Below are 20425 nucleotides of genomic sequence, written 5' to 3' on the forward strand. Positions count from 1 at the left end.
TCACGCGGCGACTGCGAGGCTATTGCGGTAGCCCTGCAGGAACTGGTTGAGGTTTTCAGCCAAGATTGCGTAGGCGCGCTGGTTGTCGGCGGGCAGGGTGAGCACGCAGCCGGCGTTGTCGAGCTCGATCTTTGCCGTACAGCCGCCGTGACGGTTGCGCTGGATCTGGATCGAGGGCTCCAGTTCGTCAGCGATCAGATGGTAAATGCCGCGCCCACGTCGGATTGCCAGACGTAGGGTGGCTTCTATATCACTGACAGCCTCATGCTCATCTACGTCGGGCACGCCGGTAGGGCTGCGGCCGTTGGCGATACCTTCTATAAAGCTCGCTACGCGAGTGGCGTTGTTTTTGCGGTGTTTATCGAGGGTGACCGAGGTATTGCGCGTCCCGCAGATGCGCACCATTACCGTGATGCCAGCGGTGCATTGCTCGATCTCGACCTGGGCCGGTACGGAATGGCGATCATCACGCGTGTGCAGGGTGTGATTGAAGGTTCCGCTGAGATGCACCTGAGCCTGAAGGCGGATATAGGCGGCGGCGTTGAGAGATAGTCTGCTCATGCTGCACGCCCTCCATCGTCTGGATTGAAGGGGGTAGGCGCAGGGCTGGTGGTTGATTTGCGTTTGGTGGGGGCGAAGGCGCAGCCGTGGATTATGGCTAGGCGGCGCACCTCGAAAACGCGGCTTTCTGGGCACGTCGGAAGTACGTGCAAGGTTGCGGTTTGCATGGGAATTGCCTCGCTCTGTGGTGAAGAGTCGAGGCAAGTAAACAATTTGTTTGTATTTTGGTCAACACATTTTGTTTGGTTTTAGATTAGGGGTGGGCCTTTCAGCGGTCTGACTGATGACCACCAAAATATCCTCCCCAGTATCACTACTCGCTGCTCCATTATTTGGTCGAAGTCGTAGTCCTCATCGATGTACTCGATTGAGTTGAAGCTTTTCATTTTTATTCCAGTTGGGGTGCGCTGAAGAAATTTAATCCGAAAGTGTCCATCGTGATCGAGCGCATAAATTTCACCGTCAACTACCTTTGTCATGCCGGTATCTATGCCTACGGTTGCGCCTGAAAGAATTAATGGATGGTTGCTGTTACCGCTGTTGGTAGCGAACACCGCATTCGACGGGTCCACCCCGCAGCTCCTCATCGTAGCTCTGGAAAATCTAAGCTTTGATCCAGATATCTCTTGGACTTCAGTGCGGGCGAATTTTCCTGGGCCAGAGGAAAGTTCGACTTCCCTGTACAGCCTCAACTCGACCTCGTCGCTCTCAAGTGGGGTATCTGGATCCCATGGGATTAATGGCTCGAGCACGTAGAGGGGCGAGTCGTTGGCTGCTGGAGGCGGGCCGAATCGGTCGGTCTCCGGAGTCGACATTGGGACATCTCTCCCTTCCAGCCACTCTCGTTCTACGACCAAGGTTTTCGCAACCTCGCCCACCATATAGGCAGGCACGCCTCTAGTTTTCCAGTTTGTGATGTTCTGGTCGTTATCCAGATCTAGGATCCGTGCGAGTTGCGCGCCCGTGATTCCGGCGAACTCCAGTGCTTGACGGAAGCGTTGCCCTTTGAGGCGGTGTGGTTGTTTACTCATAAACAGGATGTTACAACCCTTGCGTCGAAATGATAACAAACGTATTGTTTGCTTCGGTTGTTCGTTTTGTTTTCTTTGGGTGACGTATGAATACGCCTGATCAGGTGTTCGATTTGATTGTACGAGTTGCGGGAGAGGCCGGAAAACGTCCGTCGCAGCTTGCGCGGGAGTGTCAGGTTAGCCCTCAGCGCTTTTTCAACTGGCGGCATCGTGGCGTACCAGTTGCCCATGTTCGTCCGCTTGCAAAAGCACTTTCGTGGGGGCTTTTGCCGCATGAATTGCGGCCAGACTTGCCTGAAGTATTTCCGGCACCTGAAAGCGTCGTTGTAAGAGCGGCTTAGAAAAAAGGCGACCTAAAGGCCGCCCAGTTCCTCCCGGCACACACCACCACAGTGCTGTCGGGGCGCGATAAAAGTAGGCGTGCACACCACATGCTAAACCGCCTCCTTTTACCGCGCTGCCAAGGTACGGATACCTTGGGTTGCTGCCTCCTCCACCACAGATCAGGCAGCTGTTGCGCCAGAGGTGAGCGACGGATCGTTCGCCTCGGCACGGTGCCGGTTTCGATCTCCTAGATCTAGCCGGTTGTTGGGCCCTTCAGCCACGTTGCGAATGTATCACCACTACATGCTGCGTGGCACTGGCAACTTGCAAGGATTAATGCCATGAGCCGAATTGCTTTGAATTCCCTTGATCGAGCACGGCGGGAAGTCCTGCCCCTCGACTTGGCGCTTTATCACGCTGCTCGCGATTACCCCGGTGGCGCCGCAGCCATCGCCGCCACCACCGGCCGTAATCCCACCACCCTCCAGCACAAACTTTCCCCAACCCACCCCAGCCATTCTGTAAACATTTACGAATTCAGCGAGATCCTTGAACTGACGAAGGACCGGCGCATTCTTGATGCGGTTCATGGCCTTGTCGGCGACACCATTTGGCAGGAACTGGCTGAGGCCTATACCAACGACATGCCAGAAACACTGACTACTGGCCTCGCTACTTACTTTAGACAGGTAGCGGACCTGGCCGACACGTGGGCAAGGAGCATCGGCGACGGCGTTGTCAGCGACAGCGAATTAGCTGAGATCCACCTGCAGGTGTTCTGTGGCATTCGCGGGCTTTTGGGCCTTTTCAATCGAGCCAGTTATGTCAACCAGGCAACGCGGGGGCAGAGCGATGGCAAATCTTGCTGATCTGGCCAACGACCTGGTCGAGGAACGAATGGAGCGCGCACTGGCGACTAGAGATGCGTTGAAGGCTGAGATGGTCTGTCACTCTTTCCTGTACTGCGAGACGTGTGATGCCCCCATCCCATTAGCTCGACGAATTGCCCTGGAAGGCTGCACGCAGTGCGTCAGTTGCCAAAATTACGATGAGGTTAGGAGGGCGCACAATGCTTGATGAGGTTCTTGGACAATTCGCTGATTACGGTCTGGAGCCAGAGCAACCACTGACTTTCGGCAAACTCACTCGCTGCAAGACTTCTCAGGACAAGGGTAAGGAAAAGAATGGTTGGTACGTGGCGCATGAGTACCACACCGAAAAGGGTGAAACGCTTATTTTCGGGAGTTTTGGTGACTGGCGCTCAGGTGAGACTCAGAAGATCAGGGTCAAGCCCGGGCGCATGTCTGTCGAAGAGCGCGAAGTTATGCGTGCACGGCAAGAAGAGGCCAAGCGCCGTGCTGCCGAGGTTGCGGCTAACGCGGCGCGTCGAGCGGCCAATCGTGCGTCGGGTTTGTTCAAACGTATGCCTGATAAGGGTAAAAGTGCTTATCTAGATCGAAAACACATTATTGGATTCAGAGTTCGTTATGCGTCGCGCACTGGGGCGGTGTTGGTCCCGATGTGCAATGTTCAGGACGACATTGTTGGGCTCCAGGTTATTTTCCCTTGCAAGCAGGAGGACACCGGGCGCGACAAGATGTATTGGCCTGCAGGTATGTCTAAGGCGGGAGCCTTTCACTTAATCGGGGGGCATCCCGAACCGGGAGAGCCGTTGTTAATCTGCGAGGGGTATGCCACTGGCGCCAGCCTGCACATGGCAACCTCGATGGCAGTGGCGATAGCTTTTGACGCGGGCAATCTGCTCTCAGTAGCTAAGTCTATGCGTGCACGCTTTCCTGGGTGTCCTCTGATTATCTGCCGCGATGACGATTGGAAAACCAAACGCCCAAATGGGACACCCTGGAACCCTGGTGAGGAAAAAGCCAACAACGCGGCTTTAGTTGTCGGTGGGCAGGTGGTTGCGCCGATTTTTTCCGGCGAACGTGAACTCAAGTGGACCGACTTCAACGATCTGCACGTTGCGGAAGGTCTTGAGGCCGTGCGCCGTCAGGTACTCGCCGTCGTAAAACCGCCTGCGGCAGGCGGCTGGAAGGACAGGTTGGCTCGCAGTGAGAGCGGGGCATTGATTGCGCACATGCAAAATGTGGAACTGATCCTCGGCAATGATGAGCGCTGGGCCGGGGTCATCGGTTTCTGCATGTTTAGTTCGAAGATCATCAAAATGCGTGCCGCGCCATACGGCGGCGGTGTTGGCGAGTGGGCAGATATTGATGACGTGCGAGTAATGAAGTGGCTCGCCCAGCAGTACAACTTTAGGGTCAAGATGTCTCATGTCATGGAAGCAGTGAGTGTGGTTGCACACGATCATGCTTTTCACCCCGTGCGTGATTACTTGGGAAAGCTTGAATGGGACCGCGTGCCTCGGCTCGACAGTTGGTTAACTGACGTGCTGGGCGTCGCGCCAAGCGACTACAGTTATAAGGTCGGTAGGCGCTGGCTGATTTCGGCGGTGGGACGAGTGATGTCTCCGGGCTGCAAGGCTGACTCTGTGATAATCCTCGAAGGTGCCCAGGGCGCTGGTAAGTCGACGGCGCTAGGCATTCTTGGCGGTCCGTGGTTCATGGATACGCCATTTGCGTTGGGCGATAAAGACGCCTTTCAGACCATTCGAGGTAAGTGGATCGTAGAACTCGGCGAGTTGGATAGCTTCAATAAGGCCGAGTCCACTAAGGCTAAACAATTCTTCTCAGCCTCAAATGATACCTATCGCGAAAGCTACGGCCGCAGATCTGTGGATGTGCCACGCCAGTGTGTTTTCGCGGGAACCACCAACCAGAATGAGTACCTCAAGGACGCTACAGGTAACCGGCGTTACTGGCCGGTCGCTTGTACCAAAGTTGACCTAGACCTGATGCGTCAGATCCGCGATCAGCTTTGGGCCGAGGCCATGTTTTGCTACGAAGCCGGTGACATCTGGTGGGTTATTCGGGATGAAGCGCCGCTGTTCGCGGAGGAGCAGGAAGAGCGCTTTGTGGTGGATGAATGGGAGGGGCCGATTCTGACCTGGCTGGAGGAGTCACAGATTGGCGAGACGGCCACGGGCGCCGAGATTTTAAGCCAAGCGCTAAAGCTGGATTTCGGGCACTGGAACAAACCGGATCAAATTCGTGTGGGTGCGATTATGCAACGCTTGGGTTGGCTGCGTGTGCGCTTGCCGGCGCTAAGGAAAAGTGGGCGTCGACCATGGGCTTACAAAAAGCCGGAGGGGTGGGGTAGCACGTCGGCCTTAGTGCAAGTTGGGGATGAGGAGCCTTGTTTCGATGATTAAGCGAATTGATGAAATGCTCAAGATCTGGGCGCAGGAACTGCATCAACTTTCTACGTTTACCGACGGTGGCTCTACCGGCGGCAACATAATCGCAATATTGATGGCGTGTAAGGGCGAGTTGATACGTGGAACGCGGGGCAGTCGGGTGCTGCTGGATGAATCGGCGGATATTGAACTGATCGTTAACAAGCACTTGTCACCGGAGCTGGCGTTGGTGGTGGTGGAGCACTACTGCAACTTCGATAGTCTTCTCTCACAGAAGATGTTGCATTGTGGTTGTAGCGCGCCGACCTATTACCGCCGACTTCATGACGCCCATGTATGCATTGCCGGTTTGTTACTGGGGAAGGCAGCATGACTTCGATTTGCTCTGTCCTATTGGCCCGTTCGGTCCCATGCATTTTTACCTCTAATGGACAGCTACAGGCCACGCGGTTAGCGGGTTGTCCCATAGTCCCATACAAATCATTATTCCCTTTGCATGTGTGCGTAGCGCGTCTGTACGTGCGCGTGCTTCGCGCACGCGTTTTATTCTTTTCTTTCTATAGGCGAGAAAAGGATAAAAAGAATGGGACTATGGGACGAGCCTTTAATTTAGGCTTTCTCAGCTGTCCCAAAGCGTTCAAAGTCTATGGGACGTACGGGACACAGAACCAAAAGCGATAACCGAATTAATGCGTTGTACCTGCTTCATACCTGCGTTGTACCCATATTGATCTGTGGCGTTAAAAACCTCTTGCTGCCATGATAATCCACCTGTAAAAAGTACCCATCTTCGATAGGTGCGACTGCAAAGAGCGGTACACACCACCACACAAAACCCGGCCCTCGCGCCGGGTTTTCGCTTTTATGAGGCCGGGAAATGACCAACGAACAGCAAGCGCTGGCAGAAATGCCGATCTGGTTAGTGATCGTCCTGGCCCTGGTGGGTGGTGTGTCGGGCGAGATGTGGCGAGCGGACAAGGAAGGGACGCGTGGCTGGGCATTGATCCGCCGATTGGCCCTTCGGTCCGGCGCCTGCGTGGTGTGCGGAGTGTCGGCCATCATGCTGCTGTATGCGGCAGGCATGTCGATCTGGACCTCTGGCGCACTGGGATGCCTCACCGCCATGGCAGGCGCAGACGTAGCGATTGGGCTGTACGAGCGCTGGGCGGCCAAGCGCCTGGGGCTGCGTGAAGCGCAAGCCAACGGCGAAGCTGGACCATAACCATCCAGAGGCAATGACCATGATGCGACTTGAGATGCGTGACAACATCGACAAGATCGTTAGGGAGATGCGTGGGCTCAGCAAGTCGAAGGTGCCAATAGCCGCTGCAAAAGCGTTGACCTTCACCGCCGAACGCGTACAGGCGGCAGAGAAGGCGGAGCTGGAGCGGGTGTTTGATCGGCCCACACGGTGGACGCTCAACTCGGTCTTCAAGCGCAGTGCCACGACTAGCCGCCTGTTTGCCCGTGTGTGGATCAAGGACGAAGCCAGCTCAGGCGTGCCCGCGTCCAAGTACCTGCCGGTCCACATTGACGGTGGTAACCGACCACACAAGCGATTTGAGAAAGCGCTGATCCACTACGGCTTGATGCCAGCGGACATGTACGCCGTCCCTGGTCGGCGTGCCAGGATGGATGGCAACGGCAACATCAGTCGCGGCCAGATTGTGCAGATCCTGTCTGCACTCGGAGCAGCTGAGCGGGTGTCAGGCTTCATGGCCAACCGCACTCAGCGCAGCCGACGCCGTAACCGCAACGCACCGGACTATTTCGTGGGTCGACCTGGCAACGGCACCGGCCCTTTGGGTATCTGGCAGCGTATCGGCAACGGGGCACGGCCCATCCTGATCTTCGTCAAGCGCCCGACGTATCGGCGACGCTTTGACTTCTACGGGGTAGCCAATCGCGTAGCGGACGCCGAGTTCGAGCCGCTGTTCCGGCGTGCCCTGGCACGGGAGATGGCGCGAGGCTGACCTCTTGTCGGCTTCGTGCATTTCTCCTCAAAAAGTGGCGATTTTTCAATGATTTGTCGGGGTTTTGGCTTGACAGGTCGACCTACGACCCAAAATCAATGGGTCCTTCCAGGCAGCGGGGCCATCGGGGTAATTCGAACCCCGACTTTTTTGCAGATTCAACCCGACATAGGGGGTTCCGCTTCCCCTTGAGTAACAGGACCAGACCAATGCCGACCCAACTTGAAATCGCCGAGCACCTGGATATGAGTGAGCGGGCGGCGCGTGATGTGCTCAAGCGGTTGAACCTGGACTGGCAAGCCGTAAGCCTTGCCGATATTCGTACCGCCTATATCCGTGATTTGCGCGAAAAAGCCGCTGGGCGCGGGGGCAGCCAACTTGAACGGCTCAACAAGGCGCGCATTGATGACCTGGAAATGAAGGCGGCAAATGGGCGGCTGGTGTATCACGAGAAGTTGCGCACATTGATCCCGGCAGATGATGCTGAACAGGTGCTGGCCGATTGGGCCAGTTACGCCAATCTTGAATATCTGGGCTGTATTGAGCGACTCATACAGGACATCGACAACGTGCTGAAAGTCACGGTAGATCGAGCAGGGGTAAACAAAATTGTTGGACCTACACTCGAGCGAATTGCAGGCTATGCGCAAAACCTTGGCACGCAGCTTGTTGGCAGCAGCGACGAGGTTCAGCCCGCCGCGTGACATCCCGACGGCGCAGTATCTGAGCACCGAATTTCACTTGCCTGCTGAGGGGGCAGTGTTGCGCGGCCTATATGATTTCCAATACACACCTTACTTTCTTGGCGTTGCCGCTGCTCTGGACGATCCAAAAGTCCGTGAAGTGGATCTGATGAAAGCCGCACAGATCGGCTGGACCTGGTTCCTGATAGGCTTTCTTTTCAAAGTGATTCAGCACCTGCCGCGTCCGATCTTGGTCCTGTTTCCCAGGGAAAAAGATGGCAAAAACTTTCACGATGAAAAGATTTTCTTCGGCGTCAACGTCAACAAAAAAGTAGCGAAGTTGATGCCGGTCAATACCAGTAAAACCGCTGGCAACCGCTGGGACCACAAGAATTTTCCCGGCGGGTTTCTTAAATTGGTGGCATCGAACTCTCCCGGTAACGTCAAATCCACGTCATCGGTGGGTTTGTCAGTGGTGGAAGAACCGGACGACACCAGCGACGACGTTAAGGGGCAGGGGGATGCGGTCGCCCTGCTGGAGGAGCGCGGTAAGCGTTATCCCGGTTCAAAAATGTTGGTGGGTGGGACGCCTGCTATCAAGGGCGCGAGCAAGACCGAGGCGCGGTTGGCGCTTACCGACTGCCGGGTACTGCCGATCATCTGCCATGCCTGCGGCCAGGCTCACGTATTGGACTTTGCCCACATTCGGTGGCTCGATATTCCAGAGGAGGCACAGCCCCACGAGATTTACGGGCGTGCGGATCCGGAAACGGCTGGCTACGCCTGCCCGCACTGTGGCGATATTTGGGACGATTACCAGCGAAAAGAAAACATCCGCAACACGGTGTTCAATGCAATTGACGCGGGCGATCCTTATTGCGGTTGGGTGCCGACCAAACCTTTTTTCGGGCGCGCTGGATTCATTGAACTCAACGAACTCTACGCATGTTTGCCTGGTACCCACCTGGCCGAAATTGTTCGCGAGAAACTCAATGCTGAACATCGCGCATCTCTGGGCGATCTATCGGTATTGATCAAGTTCGTCAACCAGAAACAGGGCCGTGCTTACGAGTACAAATCCGATCTGCCTGAGGCAGATAAACTGGCTGAGCGAGCGGAGGATTACCCGGAGATGTTTGTGCCCACGGGCGGCTTGGTGATCACCGCCGGTGTTGACGTGCAGCACGATCGCCTGGCGGTGGTGATGCGGGCCTGGGGCCGAGGCGAGGAGTCCTGGCTGATCTACTGGGGCGAGATTTACGGCGAGGTGGTACTGCCTAACCAGGGCGTCTGGCTGGATCTGGAAAAGATGCTGTTTGCGCCGATTCCACACGCCTGCGGTGCCAAACTGAGGGTGATGGCTACTTCGCTGGATACCTCGGACGGCACCATCACCCAAGACGCGGCGTATGCGTTCTGTCGTAAGCATCAGCGCAACGGTGTGATGGCGATCAAGGGCGCGAGCGAGCGTGGCGATACCCGTGCCGATGAACGAATGGAGATCTTCAGTGCGCCTCGGCAAGGTGTGGATACGGACAAAGAGCAAAAGGCCTCGAAGTACGGTCTGCGCCCTTACATTGTCGGTACCTCGCGGGCCAAGGATCTGTGGATTGAGGGCCGGCTGCCATTGACCGGTGATGGCCCTGGTCGGATGCACTTTTACAAAACGGTGCGCCCGGATTATTTCCGGCAAATCACCGCCGAAGTGAAGGCGCCCAGCCGGCGTCACCACTACCGCAAGGTCTGGCAGAAAAAGGCCGGCCAACCGAACGAAGGTACCGACTGCGAGACGTATGCGTTGCACGCGGCCCGCTCCCTGAAAACGCACTTGATGCGCGAGCATGACTGGGCTGGGCTCGATGCACAGATCCGGCAAGGTGCGTTGTTTGACCCGCCCGAGCCGGATCAATCCGAGCCAGATCCCGATTTCGAAACGGACGGGACCAGTCCGGCCCCCGCACCACCCGTCGAACTACCCGATCTCCCGCCCTCTGGCGGGAGAGTTGTTTCTGGGCGCCGTAGTGCAATGCGCGTGCTCTCCCAACGCAGGAATTAATTCATGGCTATCACCCTGGAACAAGCGCAGGGCCAGCTGCAAGCCTGGCTCGATGCGAGCATGAAGGTCAGCCAAAAGCAGAGCTACCGCATCGGCACCCGGCAATTGGAATACGCCGACCTTGCCGAAATCACCAAGACGATCGACTACTGGCAACAGCAAGTTGATCGCCTAGAGAGCGGTCGCCCTCGGGGGATTGTCCTGCGTGGGATTACGCCGCGATGAGCCGCGCGCCGAAAGTGCCAGAGCCGACGCTGCTGGATAAGGCCATCACCTGGCTCAGCCCTGAGCGCGGCGCCAAGCGCATGCACGCCCGGTTGACCATGACTGCCTTGGGCGGTTACAGCGGTGCGTCGAAGTCCAAGCGCACGTTGAGCGCCTGGACCCCGACGGCAGGCAGTGCGGCGGCAGATCTGCTGCCCGACTTGCCCACGCTTCGCGAACGCTGCCGAGACCTTGAACGTAACAACCCCATCGGTGGCGGTGCGATCAATACGGTGACGACGAAAACAGTCGGCACCGGCCTGGCGCTCAAGTCGGTGGTCAATCGCTCGATTTTGGGCTGGGACGAAGACCAGGCCAGGGAGTGGCAGCGCAAAACTGAATCGCTGTTCAAGTCCTGGGCGGAAACCACCAACTGCGACATCACCCGCGAGCAGAATTTCTATGGTTTGCAGGACCTGACCTGGCGGTCGGTGCTGAGCAGCGGTGATGTGTTTACGTTGCTGACCCACAAAGAACAACCCGGCCAGCACTACTCGGCGTGCATCCAACTGATTGAGGCCGACCGGGTTTGTAACCCTAGCAATAAGGCCGACACGGAAGCCCTCACCGCCGGCATTGAACGTGACGCCGATGGTGCGCCGATCAAGGCTCACATTCTGCGCAGCCACCCGGGGGCACTCGGCGTCAAAGAGCGCGTCTGGGATGACCGTCCGTTCTTCAATGAGCGCGGCGGTCGGGTGCTGCTGCATGTGTACCGCCGGCGTCGGGTAGGCCAGCCACGCGGTGTGCCGTACTTGGCACCGGTGATCGAAAAACTTAAGCAGTTGGATCGTTACACCGATGCTGAACTGGAAGCGGCGGTGGTGTCTGCGTTCTTCGCGGTGTTCATCAAACCAGGGCAGAGCGGCAATCTGAGCCCTCTGGCATCGGCCGTTACCGGCAACACCCCGGTGGGTGGCGATAAGCCCGCCGGGCGGGACCAGGGCGGTTGGGACGGCTCACTCAGTGGCGGCATTGTCGCCGAGCTGGACGACGGTGCGTCGATCGATACCGCATCACCTGGTCGCCCGAACATGGCATTCGATCCGTTCGTGCTCGCCATGCTCCGGCAGATCGGCATGGCCCTGGAGCTGCCTTATGAGGTGCTGATCAAGCACTTTACCGCCAGTTACACCGCCGCGCGTGCTGCGGTGATGGAGGCTTGGCAATTCGTTCGCGGTTGCCGAGATTTTTTGGGCCAGCATTTCTGCCAGCCCGTGTACGAGCATTGGCTTGAAGAGGCCGTGGCACAGGGAGACATCGAGGCTCCCGGGTTTTTCGACCACCCGTTGCTGCGTTATGCGTACAGCGGGTCGCTATGGGTGGGTGATGGTCCTGGCACCGTTGATCCGCTCAAAGACATCAATGCCGCCGAAAAGCGCATCGATATTGGCGTCAGCACCCTCGCCAAGGAATCCATGCTTTACGACGGCAGCGACTGGGAAGAGAACCACGAACAGCGTGCGCTTGAAGTGAAGCGTAGGCGCGATGACGGCCTATCCGTGTCACCAACGGCTCGCCCCGAGGACGAGCCTGCGGCCAATCCTGATCTTCCTGAACGGACCTGACTATGAGCGACAAACCAACCGATGCACCTCCCGTGCACCGGGTGACGGCGTTCGACCTGGTATCACGTGAGCCCTGGGCCATCACCCCGGACATGCTGCAGACCATCACCGCCATCGCCCGCCGGGAGCATGAAGGCCCGGAAGCCTTGGAGGCCAGACAGGGCAAACCCTTGCAGAACAGCCGCGCGGTGACCCAGCGTGGCAATGTGGCGCTGCTGCCCGTCACCGGCCCGGTGTTCCGCTACGCCAACTTATTTACGGCGCTGTCCGGTGCGACGTCGCTGGATGTGCTGGCTAAGGAGTTCACCACCGCCGTCGACGATCCGCGCACCGACACCATCATCCTGGTGATGGACACCCCCGGTGGTATAGCCAGCGGCATTGCTGAATTTGGCCAGATGATCCGCGCCTCGCCCAAGCGGGTGGTTGCGTATGTATCCGGCAACGCGGCCAGCGCTGGCTACTGGATAGCTGCAGCAGCCCATGAAATCGTCATGAGCCGCACCGGCGCAGTGGGCTCCATCGGCACGGTGCTGACGGTGCGCAAAAGCGACGACGACGGCAGTTTTGAGATTGTCAGCAGCCAGAGCCCGAAAAAGCGTCCTGACTTCGGTACCGAGTCAGGGCGGGCAGTAGCGCAGGCCCATGTCGACCGGCTGACTGACATCTTTGTCGAGGACGTCGCCAATTACCGTGGCCTCAGTGTTGAAACCGTTTTGGCCGACTTCGGCCAGGGCGATATGCGAATTGGCTCCGATGCCGTGGCATTGGGCATGGCCGACCGTGAATCCACCCTTGAACAACTCATCGCTGAGTTCAACAGCAGTTCTTCTGGAGAAAGACCTATGTCTACTACCACCAACAGTAACGCACCCGCTCCAACTGCAGACAAACCCGTGATCAACCGCGAATACCTGGCCGCGAATCATGCCGAGCTGCTCGCCAGCCTGGAACATGACGCGCACGCCGCTGGTGCCGTCGCCGGTGCCCGCGCTGAGTGCGAACGCATCCAGGCGGTGGAAGCGGCCGCGCTGCCCGGGCATGAAGAGTTGATCGCCACGCTCAAGTTCGACGGCAAAACCAGCGGTGCCGAAGCGGCGGCGCAGGTTATCGGCGCCGAAAAAACCAAACGCGCCGGTGCTCTGGCCGACATTCGCACCCAGGCGCCTGCACCAGTGCCCAACGTGCTGACGCCACCGGCAGCCCCTGAGGCTGTGAAGGAGGATCCCGAGGCGCCGCTGGAGGAACGCGCCAAGGCTACCTGGGACGGCGACAAGGAGCTGCGCGCCGAGTTTGGCACCTTCGAGGCCTATCACGGCTACCGCAAGGCCACCGAGCGTGGTCTGGTCAAGGTCCTGAAAAAGTAAACACCGGGTAATTCCGCACCATCTTTAAGCAACTAAATTTCTTGGCTTTGGAGAATCCTATGCCTCTCACTCTCGATACCCCCCGCGCATACGAGATCGGGGACATCAACGATTTGTCGGTCGCGGCCGGTGTGCAAATTTTCGAAGGTTCGGCGGTCGGCATTGTCGCGGCCAACGGCCTTGCGCGACCTCTGGCGGCAGGCGATCTGTTCGTGGGCTTCGCCGATCGCGGCGTCGACAATCGAATCGGTGCCGCTGCAGCAGCGCGTGTGCGTCTTCGCGAAGCCGGCAAAGTTGAACTGCCCGTCACTGCGCTGGCAATCACCGACATCGGCAAACCGGTGTATGCCAGCGACAGCGGCACGTTTCTGCTCACCGCCGCCGGTAACAGCCTGATCGGGCATGTTCACCGGTTCGTGCGTACTGGCGTCGGCATCGTCAAGTTCACCGCCCAGGCCGTCCCCGTAGCGGCCTGACGCTTCGCTCAACCCGTTTTTAATACTTTTCTCTGACCGTATCCTTCCTCAGGAGAATCACCCATGGGTGCTGAAGTACTTTCCAGCCGTGCCATCATCGGCATGTTTTACGAACTGCTCGAGCAGAATGTGGCTTCGTCTTGGATGGACGCCGTGTCGAACCTGTTCGACTCCGACCAGGCCAAAGAAACCTATCCATGGATCGGCATGGTGCCGACCTTGCGTGAATGGATTGGTGGTCGCCACGCCAAGGGTTTTATCAGCGCTGATCTCGAAATCGAAAACCTGCATTTTGAGGCCACCCTCGAAGTGCTGGTCACCGAGCTGCGCCGCGATAAAACCGGACAGTTGCGCATCCGCCTGGGCGAGCTGGCCGACCGCACCAACGCGCACTGGGCGCGACTGCTGTCGGTGCTGCTGCTCAACGGTGAAAGCCAGACCTGTTATGACGGCCAGTACTTCTTCGATACCGACCACGAAGAAGGTCAGAGCGGCGTGCAGTCCAACAAGATCACAACCAGTCTTGCCAGTTTGACGGCGGGGACTTCCGGTACCCCAACCCGGCCGAGTGTCGAAGAGTTTCAGCAGGCCGTCGCCAAATCCATCACCCAACTGACCAGCCTGAAGGATGATCAGGGCGAACCCATCAACGAGCTGGCCCGCGAGTTCCTGGTGATGGTGCCGTTCAACCTGCTGAGCGTTGCGCAGACGGCGCTCAGCGTGCCGCGCGGTACCAACATTAACGAGATCGTCATGCCGGACAACGTGGTGGTTCGCGTGGTGGGCAACGTGCGCCTCAACGCCTGGCAGGACAAGTTCGTGACCTTCCGCACGGATGGTCGTTTGAAAGCATTCATCCGCCAACAGGAAACCGACGTGGCCATGAAAGCCAAGGCCGAGGGCTCGGAGTACGAGTTCGACAACGATGCTCATCAGTACGGCGTCGACACCTGGCGCAACGTGGGTTTTGGGCGCTGGCAGTATGCCGTTCTTAACCAACTGGTGGCGTAAGCCTTTCGGCCTGACACCTCACTGAGGGCATTGATATGCCGAAATACCGCGTGGAACAGACGATCACCCTTTATGGGGGGGAACTGATCCTGAATGCGGCCCAGGCCAGTGCGCGTGCGCACAACCTGGAGCCGGTCGAAAACAAGAAGGGTCGCTACATCATTGTGTCGCCCGTTCAGTTCAAAGCGGGGGAGGTGATTGTGATCCCCGGCGAACCGGACAAGGCATTGGGGCAGCGGTTGTCGAAACTGGACAAGGTCGCAGGAGAGCGTAATGCCGAATAAATCCTACACGGTGCTATCCGGCTCCTTTCGCGGGCCAGATGACAAACTGACCGGTGCGGGGGGCGTGATCGAGTTGCCTGATGACGTGGCCCAGCGCTTTCGCCACCAGTTGGAAGTGTTGGTGGTCGAGTCAGCACCGGCACCTTCCGCTGTGGGTGAGGGCGGACGCAAGCCCGCCAAGGTGAGCCCTGATGTTTGACGAAGATCTCAAGGGCTTCCTTGAGGACTTCGACGTTGGCGGGATGGTTGATGGTCAGCCGTTTCTGGCCGCGCGGGATATGCCGGACGAAATCCACGGCATGGGCGGTATCAATAGCCAGTCGACCGGTTACGAGATCCTGGTCATCACCGCCGAGGCCGAGCGCCTGGGCATCGACAACCCAAAACTGATCACCGTAGCCGGCGTGAATTTTCGCGTCCGTGACCGCCGGATGATCGATGACGGCGCCTTTAGCCTGGCCTCCCTCACCAAGGTTTAACCCTCATGCCCTCGATCCAAGAACGCATCGTCGCAAAGGCGCAGGCGTTGATTCTGGCCGCCGGTACGTTGGCGGCAGACCGGGTGTATCGCAGTCGTACTGAGGCGATCAAACGGGACATGACGCCCGCGATCGTGCTGCGCCCTGACCTTGAAACCTGCGAGCGTGAAAGCGCTGCAGTGGATCGCAACCAGTTCGAGCTGACGGTGGAAATCATCGCCCGGGAGGACACGGTCACAGGTGCTGCCTGGGATCAGGTGGCTGACTTGGTCAAGGTTGCCGTGCATGCGGTCCTGATGGCAGAGGGCGCCTTTGAGGAGGCGGATCGGGTGCAGCGCTTCTATATCGACTGGATCGAGGACGAAGGCGACAACACCGCCGGCAACTGCATGGTGCGTTACCGCTTCACATACCTGTGCAACACCGGCGACCTGACGGCCGGACCTACCTTTTACTGAGGAACACATTATGCAAATCGCATTCGGCAGCGGGTTGTTTTACGCCACACCGCTGATGGACGCCTATGGCAATGCCATTTCCGTGCCGACCCCCATCCTGCTGGGCATCATGCAAGAAGCATCGGTAGACCTGTCGTTTGATTCCAAGGAATTGTTCGGCAGCGAGCAGTTTGCAGTCGACGCGGCACGGGGCCAGGGCAAGCTGACGGGCAAGGCCAAGTCCGCCCAGATCAGCCTGCTGCAGTGGAATCAACTGGTGTTCGGGCAGACCCTGACCACCGGCCAGGTGTTAGTCCATCACTCCACGGAGCCCACAGCGGTGCCTGCAGGGGCCACCATTACCGTGGATCCTCCGGCGGGCGGGACGCTCTCGGGTGATCTTGGGGTACGGGTACTGAGCGCGCCGATCGCGGGGCAGTACACATTTGATGCTGCCACGGGGGAATATGCATTTGCCGCTGCAGACGTGGCCAAGTCGGTCTTCATTGATTACCGCTACACCGTTACGACGGGTAAAAGCCTGTCGGTGAAAAACCTGCCCATGGGTGACATGCCGGTATTCCAGGGTGAGCTTGTCCTGAAATACAAGGGCAAGACTGTGTACGTGCGCGTGCCGAACTTTGTCAGCAACAAGCTGGGGATTGCCACCAAACAGGACGACTACACCATCCCGGACTTTGAATTCACCGGCTATGCGGATGAGTTCGGCGAGGTGTGCTATTGGAGTGCCAACGAATGACGGTCGTGAATGTACCCGGCGTTTCGTTCCCGTTTCCAGGGAAAACGCTCGTCATCCCACCCCTGGCGCTGGGGGATCTGGAGCAACTGCTGGAGCGGATCAACGCGGTGATGGCCGGCAACATGGACCGGGACAGTATCGCGACGGTGATCGATGCCACGCACGCAGCACTGCGTCGGAACTACCCCGACATCGAACGTGCGGAAGTGGCCTCGCTGCTGGATCTTCGCAATATGCGTGAGGCGCTTGATGCGGTTATGAGCGCCTCGGGCCTCGAAGTTACGGAGCCGGCACCGGGGGAAGGCCAGGCCCCTTCGACTGGGGCCAACTCTACGCTCACCTGATCGCCAGTACCGGCCAAAGCCCGGTTACGCTGCGGCGTGACTGGGACATGATGATGGTGGGGCATATGACCGATTACTGGCGTGCCCATCCGCCGGTTCATATCTTGGTTGCTGGCTATATGGGTTACAAGCCGGTTAGTGAAACGACCCCTGCGCCCGATCTCGCAAACGCCATTGAAGGGCTAGCCGATGATCTGCGTGATGAGTTACCCGAACACCTACGCCACGCGCTAGACGCTTTTTCCACTAGGCAGAGTAGTTAACCCAAGATAGTAGCGGGCTTGATGAATTCGATAGAAGTTATGTGCTTAGCCAAAAACACAATCTTATCGTTTTGCTCAATCTCAACTAAAACGTCTTCGTTGATCACCGCCACTATTCTTCCACGACAAGGCATGCCGGCGAACTCAAAATATGCTGGCAGATCTAAGTCATGCATACGCTTTAGCTTGGCTGTGAACATTTATCTCGCTCCAGTCTGAGTCTAGCGCTTGATACTCACGTTCTAGGTCGGTCTTGAATTGTTTGCGTGTTGCATAAAATTGCATTCGAGGCTCGTCTGACAATTTAACGAGAGCGCTGACTAATGCTAGCTATCGTTAGATTTTGTCGAAGTTCTGCTCGTTCTCATTTCGGGTTTAGTAATGAAAGCACTGCCGAGGTGAACGCCAATAGGTAGAACTAACTGTTAGTACGCCACTGATAGTCTCGCTTTAGTGAGGCTTTTTTTTGCCTGCGCGTTGAGGCCTTACTATGGATCGTAATATTGCATATCAGTTCACTGCCGGCACCCAAGGTTTCGACCGTGCAGTCGAAAGCATTGAGCGCAACATGCGTGAGGCACGGACCACTTTTAGTCGCGAGCTAAGGGCGATCAACACCGAAATGGTGGGCAGCCAAACCCGGCTCGCTCGTTTTGGTCCGGCAGTGAATGAGGCGTTCTCCGGCGTCAGCACCATCATGCGCTCGGGCCTCGGTGGTGTGGCGGCTGGCATTGCGGGTGTGTTTGGTCTGGGTGCTTTCAAGCTGGGCCAGATAGTTAGCGATAGCAAGGACGCGGCGATCCAACAGGAGGCTGCTTACCGTGGCCTGGAAGCGGTGGCCAATCACGCCGGTGTCGGTATTGGCCGGGCCATGGATGAGGCCAACAAGCTCGCCTCTGACGGCTTGCTCAGCGTCGGTGACGCGGCCAAAGCACTGCAAAACCTGCTTAGCCGTGGCTACAACGTTGACCAGGCGGTGGCGGTGATCAACCGCCTAAAAGACGCTGCAGCGTTCAACCGGCAGGCCAATCTCAGCATGTCGGAAGCTGTGGTGTCGGCCACCGAGGGCTTGAAAAACGAAAACTCGGTGCTGGTGGATAACGCCGGTGTTACCAAAAACGTCGCCAAAATGTGGGACGAGTATGCCAAGAGCATCGGCACCAGTCGTGACAAGTTGTCGGACTCGCAAAAGATCACGGCCGAATACAACGGCATCATGAAAGAGACCGAGGCCCAGGTCGGTAATGCTGCCAAAGCGGCCGATGGATTAACCGGCAGCCAGGCCGAACTCGACTCCAAAAGCAACCAGCTGCAGGTCACCATCGGCACCATTCTTGAGCCTGTCTTCATCAGCCTGAACAAGCGCCTGTCGGAGACTGCCAGTTGGTTCAACAACCTGCTGAAAGGCATGACCGGCGTAGGTCTTACCGTTGATGAGGTAGCGGCTAACGTTGCGCGCTACGAAGCGATGTTAGGGACAGTTATCGCCGGCCCGCGCGGTGGGGGTGGCAAGGCCCAGCTGGAAGCCACGCTGGTCGAAGAGCGCCTGCTGCTGGAAAACATGCAGTTGGTGTCCAACAAGCTGGAAGAAGTCGACGCGGGTATGCGCTCCCGTTCCGCTCGCATCGAAGAGCAGCGGCGCAAAGTGGCGGAGATGGCCGCAACCGGCAATACAGCCCTGACCAAAGCACCACAGCAGGGTAGGACAAGTCCGACCGCTTACGGCGTTGAAGTCGCCCGGTTGACCAAGCTGGAGCAGGCATATGCTGCAGCGGTCGAGCATCGGAAAAAAGTGGTTGAGTCCACGACGCCTCCTAAAAAAGCGGATGACCCAGTAAGTGCGCCGGCGAAGACCAAGTCACGGGTCAGTGAGTGGGCAGAAGTACTGGACGCGCAGAAGGTCGCTCACGCCCAGCAGCAGGCCGAGCAGGGCACTTTCCTGCAGTTCTCCCAACAACAGGAAATGCAGTACTGGCAGGGCATCCTCAAACGCACGGATTTGAGCTCGGCCGAACGGTTGAGCGTTCAGCGCAATTACCTGGCGTCGTTGAATGCGTTGCGCCGGCAGGACGAAGGCCAGGCCTTTGCCGATCTGCAGGCCCAGGCGCAGCAGTACCGTAACAACATGGACGCGCGCCTGCAGATCGCTCAGCAAACCTTGGAGCGCAGCCGGCAACTCTATGGCCAGGACAGCCAGGAATACCGCAAGGCTGCGGCTGAAGTGGTTGCTGTCGAGCGCGAAAAGCAGCAGCAAATCACCAACATGAAACAGCAGCAGCTGGCTGCCGATCAGCAGGCGCGGCTTACCGATGTTGCCCATGCCGAACAGATGGCCCAGCTGGATCTGCAGGCCAACCTGATCACCCAAGGCCAGCTGCTGCAAGCCCAGGCTGAGTTCGAAAAGCAACGGTATGCGATCGAAGCTCAGGCATTGGCCGAACGTAAAGCGCTGCTGGAGCAGGATCTTGACCGTAACCCGGTCGCCCTGCAGCAGGTCCAGCAGCAGATCCTGGCGCTGGAGCAAACCCACCGCAACAGCATGGCGGTGATTGGCAGGCAGCAAACCTTCGAGTCGCAAAGCAACTGGACGGGCATGGTCGACAGTCTGCGTACCAGCTGGTCGAGCGGGCTTACCGGGATCATCAGCGGCACCATGAGCACTCAGGGCCTGCTGCGTGGGATCTTCACCAGCATCGGGACGGCATTCGTTGAGAACATGGTCACCAAGCCGTTGATGGCCTGGATGTTCGGCGAGACGGCTAAAACCGGTGCGACGGTTGTGGGTGTTGGCGTTCGAACGGCAGCAGAGGCAGGCGGTGCGGCTATGTCCGTAGCGATCTGGGGCGCAGCCACGATCAAAAACATCATTGCCAGCGCCTGGCAGGCCATGGCCGGTGCCTTTGCAGCCATGTCGGCCATTCCGATCATTGGACCGATCCTCGGCGCGGCGGCTGCAGTGGCTGCCGGCGCATTCGTATTTGGTCTGGTGAAAAACGTCGCCTCGGCCGAGGGCGGCTATGACATCCCTGCCGGTACCAACCCCATGACGCAACTCCACGAGCAGGAAATGGTGCTGCCCAAGCAATACGCCAATGTCATCCGCCAGGCAGCCAGTGGGGAAGGGCAGTTGGGCGGTTCCGGCAACAGCTATCACTACCACGACAGCAGCGGCCGGATGTCGCCCGCTGATATTCGGCGTGGTGCCCGGGTACTGGCCGAGGAAATGCAAAAAATGCGGCGCAACGGCGCCATCAAAACTTAGGGGGCGAC

The 20425-nt window shown here is 58.1% G+C and carries 23 protein-coding genes; 20 read left to right on the forward strand and 3 right to left on the reverse strand.

Annotated features, from left to right (window positions below):
• On the reverse strand, positions 1–561 hold the full coding sequence (locus tag F6S08_RS06865; RefSeq protein ID WP_231808698.1) for a hypothetical protein: 561 nt from the start codon (positions 559–561) through the stop codon (positions 1–3).
• 248 nt (positions 562–809) lie between these two features.
• Positions 810–1592 (reverse strand): helix-turn-helix transcriptional regulator, encoded by a 783-nt coding sequence (locus F6S08_RS06870; RefSeq protein ID WP_315871431.1) that lies wholly within the window; start codon positions 1590–1592, stop codon positions 810–812.
• A gap of 665 nt (positions 1593–2257) precedes the next feature.
• Between F6S08_RS06870 and F6S08_RS06875 the strand changes: the two genes are divergently transcribed.
• The 19 genes from F6S08_RS06875 to F6S08_RS06965 all read left to right on the forward strand — a co-directional run bounded on the left by F6S08_RS06875 (position 2258) and on the right by F6S08_RS06965 (position 16892).
• The gene (locus tag F6S08_RS06875) at positions 2258–2785 is read left to right on the forward strand and encodes a phage regulatory CII family protein (RefSeq protein ID WP_231808696.1); all 528 of its coding nucleotides are present in this window, start codon (positions 2258–2260) and stop codon (positions 2783–2785) included.
• A 28-nt stretch (positions 2786–2813) separates the two neighbouring features.
• The gene (locus F6S08_RS06880; protein ID WP_315871546.1) at positions 2814–2993 is read left to right on the forward strand and encodes a TraR/DksA C4-type zinc finger protein; all 180 of its coding nucleotides are present in this window, start codon (positions 2814–2816) and stop codon (positions 2991–2993) included.
• Positions 2986–5205, forward strand: a complete 2220-nt coding sequence (locus F6S08_RS06885; RefSeq protein WP_315871432.1) for a VapE domain-containing protein — start codon at positions 2986–2988, stop codon at positions 5203–5205. The genes F6S08_RS06880 and F6S08_RS06885 overlap by 8 nt, the downstream gene beginning before the upstream one ends.
• Complete coding sequence (locus tag F6S08_RS06890) at positions 5198–5563, forward strand: hypothetical protein (RefSeq protein WP_315871433.1); 366 nt, start codon at positions 5198–5200, stop codon at positions 5561–5563. The genes F6S08_RS06885 and F6S08_RS06890 overlap by 8 nt, the downstream gene beginning before the upstream one ends.
• Positions 5564–6067: 504 nt before the next feature.
• Positions 6068–6412: a phage holin family protein gene (locus tag F6S08_RS06895; RefSeq protein WP_065927355.1), complete on the forward strand. Its 345-nt coding sequence runs from the start codon at positions 6068–6070 to the stop codon at positions 6410–6412.
• A 19-nt stretch (positions 6413–6431) separates the two neighbouring features.
• A complete protein-coding gene (locus F6S08_RS06900; protein WP_315871434.1) occupies positions 6432–7163 on the forward strand; it encodes a hypothetical protein in 732 nt (243 codons plus the stop codon).
• A gap of 209 nt (positions 7164–7372) precedes the next feature.
• The gene (locus F6S08_RS06905; protein WP_065927356.1) at positions 7373–7867 is read left to right on the forward strand and encodes a hypothetical protein; all 495 of its coding nucleotides are present in this window, start codon (positions 7373–7375) and stop codon (positions 7865–7867) included.
• Positions 7806–9902: a phage terminase large subunit family protein gene (locus F6S08_RS06910; protein ID WP_315871435.1), complete on the forward strand. Its 2097-nt coding sequence runs from the start codon at positions 7806–7808 to the stop codon at positions 9900–9902. The genes F6S08_RS06905 and F6S08_RS06910 overlap by 62 nt, the downstream gene beginning before the upstream one ends.
• A 3-nt stretch (positions 9903–9905) precedes the next feature.
• Positions 9906–10127 carry a DUF6148 family protein gene (locus tag F6S08_RS06915; RefSeq protein WP_065899722.1) on the forward strand — a complete coding sequence of 74 codons (222 nt, stop codon included), beginning with the start codon at positions 9906–9908 and terminating at the stop codon, positions 10125–10127.
• Positions 10124–11734, forward strand: a complete 1611-nt coding sequence (locus F6S08_RS06920) for a phage portal protein (protein ID WP_315871436.1) — start codon at positions 10124–10126, stop codon at positions 11732–11734. Before F6S08_RS06915 ends, F6S08_RS06920 begins: the two co-directional genes overlap by 4 nt.
• Positions 11735–11736: 2 nt before the next feature.
• Positions 11737–13101, forward strand: a complete 1365-nt coding sequence (locus F6S08_RS06925; protein WP_315871437.1) for a S49 family peptidase — start codon at positions 11737–11739, stop codon at positions 13099–13101.
• Between the two features lie 59 nt (positions 13102–13160).
• Positions 13161–13577 (forward strand): hypothetical protein, encoded by a 417-nt coding sequence (locus tag F6S08_RS06930; RefSeq protein ID WP_090407992.1) that lies wholly within the window; start codon positions 13161–13163, stop codon positions 13575–13577.
• A gap of 63 nt (positions 13578–13640) precedes the next feature.
• On the forward strand, positions 13641–14588 hold the full coding sequence (locus tag F6S08_RS06935) for a Mu-like prophage major head subunit gpT family protein (RefSeq protein WP_315871438.1): 948 nt from the start codon (positions 13641–13643) through the stop codon (positions 14586–14588).
• Between the two features lie 35 nt (positions 14589–14623).
• Positions 14624–14872: a hypothetical protein gene (locus tag F6S08_RS06940; protein ID WP_315871439.1), complete on the forward strand. Its 249-nt coding sequence runs from the start codon at positions 14624–14626 to the stop codon at positions 14870–14872.
• On the forward strand, positions 14862–15071 hold the full coding sequence (locus F6S08_RS06945; protein ID WP_074844122.1) for a hypothetical protein: 210 nt from the start codon (positions 14862–14864) through the stop codon (positions 15069–15071). The genes F6S08_RS06940 and F6S08_RS06945 overlap by 11 nt, the downstream gene beginning before the upstream one ends.
• Complete coding sequence (locus F6S08_RS06950; protein WP_074844124.1) at positions 15064–15351, forward strand: hypothetical protein; 288 nt, start codon at positions 15064–15066, stop codon at positions 15349–15351. The genes F6S08_RS06945 and F6S08_RS06950 overlap by 8 nt, the downstream gene beginning before the upstream one ends.
• Positions 15352–15356: 5 nt before the next feature.
• On the forward strand, positions 15357–15809 hold the full coding sequence (locus F6S08_RS06955; RefSeq protein ID WP_053130787.1) for a hypothetical protein: 453 nt from the start codon (positions 15357–15359) through the stop codon (positions 15807–15809).
• Positions 15810–15819: 10 nt separating this feature from the next.
• Positions 15820–16548, forward strand: a complete 729-nt coding sequence (locus tag F6S08_RS06960; protein WP_315871440.1) for a hypothetical protein — start codon at positions 15820–15822, stop codon at positions 16546–16548.
• Positions 16545–16892 carry a hypothetical protein gene (locus F6S08_RS06965; protein ID WP_206361341.1) on the forward strand — a complete coding sequence of 116 codons (348 nt, stop codon included), beginning with the start codon at positions 16545–16547 and terminating at the stop codon, positions 16890–16892. The genes F6S08_RS06960 and F6S08_RS06965 overlap by 4 nt, the downstream gene beginning before the upstream one ends.
• A 259-nt stretch (positions 16893–17151) precedes the next feature.
• On the opposite strand, the gene F6S08_RS06970 is transcribed toward F6S08_RS06965, so the two are convergent.
• A complete protein-coding gene (locus tag F6S08_RS06970; protein ID WP_315871441.1) occupies positions 17152–17355 on the reverse strand; it encodes a hypothetical protein in 204 nt (67 codons plus the stop codon).
• A gap of 290 nt (positions 17356–17645) precedes the next feature.
• Between F6S08_RS06970 and F6S08_RS06975 the strand changes: the two genes are divergently transcribed.
• On the forward strand, positions 17646–20417 hold the full coding sequence (locus tag F6S08_RS06975) for a hypothetical protein (RefSeq protein ID WP_315871442.1): 2772 nt from the start codon (positions 17646–17648) through the stop codon (positions 20415–20417).
• Positions 20418–20425 lie beyond the last annotated feature (8 nt).

This window comes from Pseudomonas sp. JV449 (genome assembly GCF_032424295.1).
GTDB lineage: Bacteria > Pseudomonadota > Gammaproteobacteria > Pseudomonadales > Pseudomonadaceae > Aquipseudomonas > Aquipseudomonas marginalis.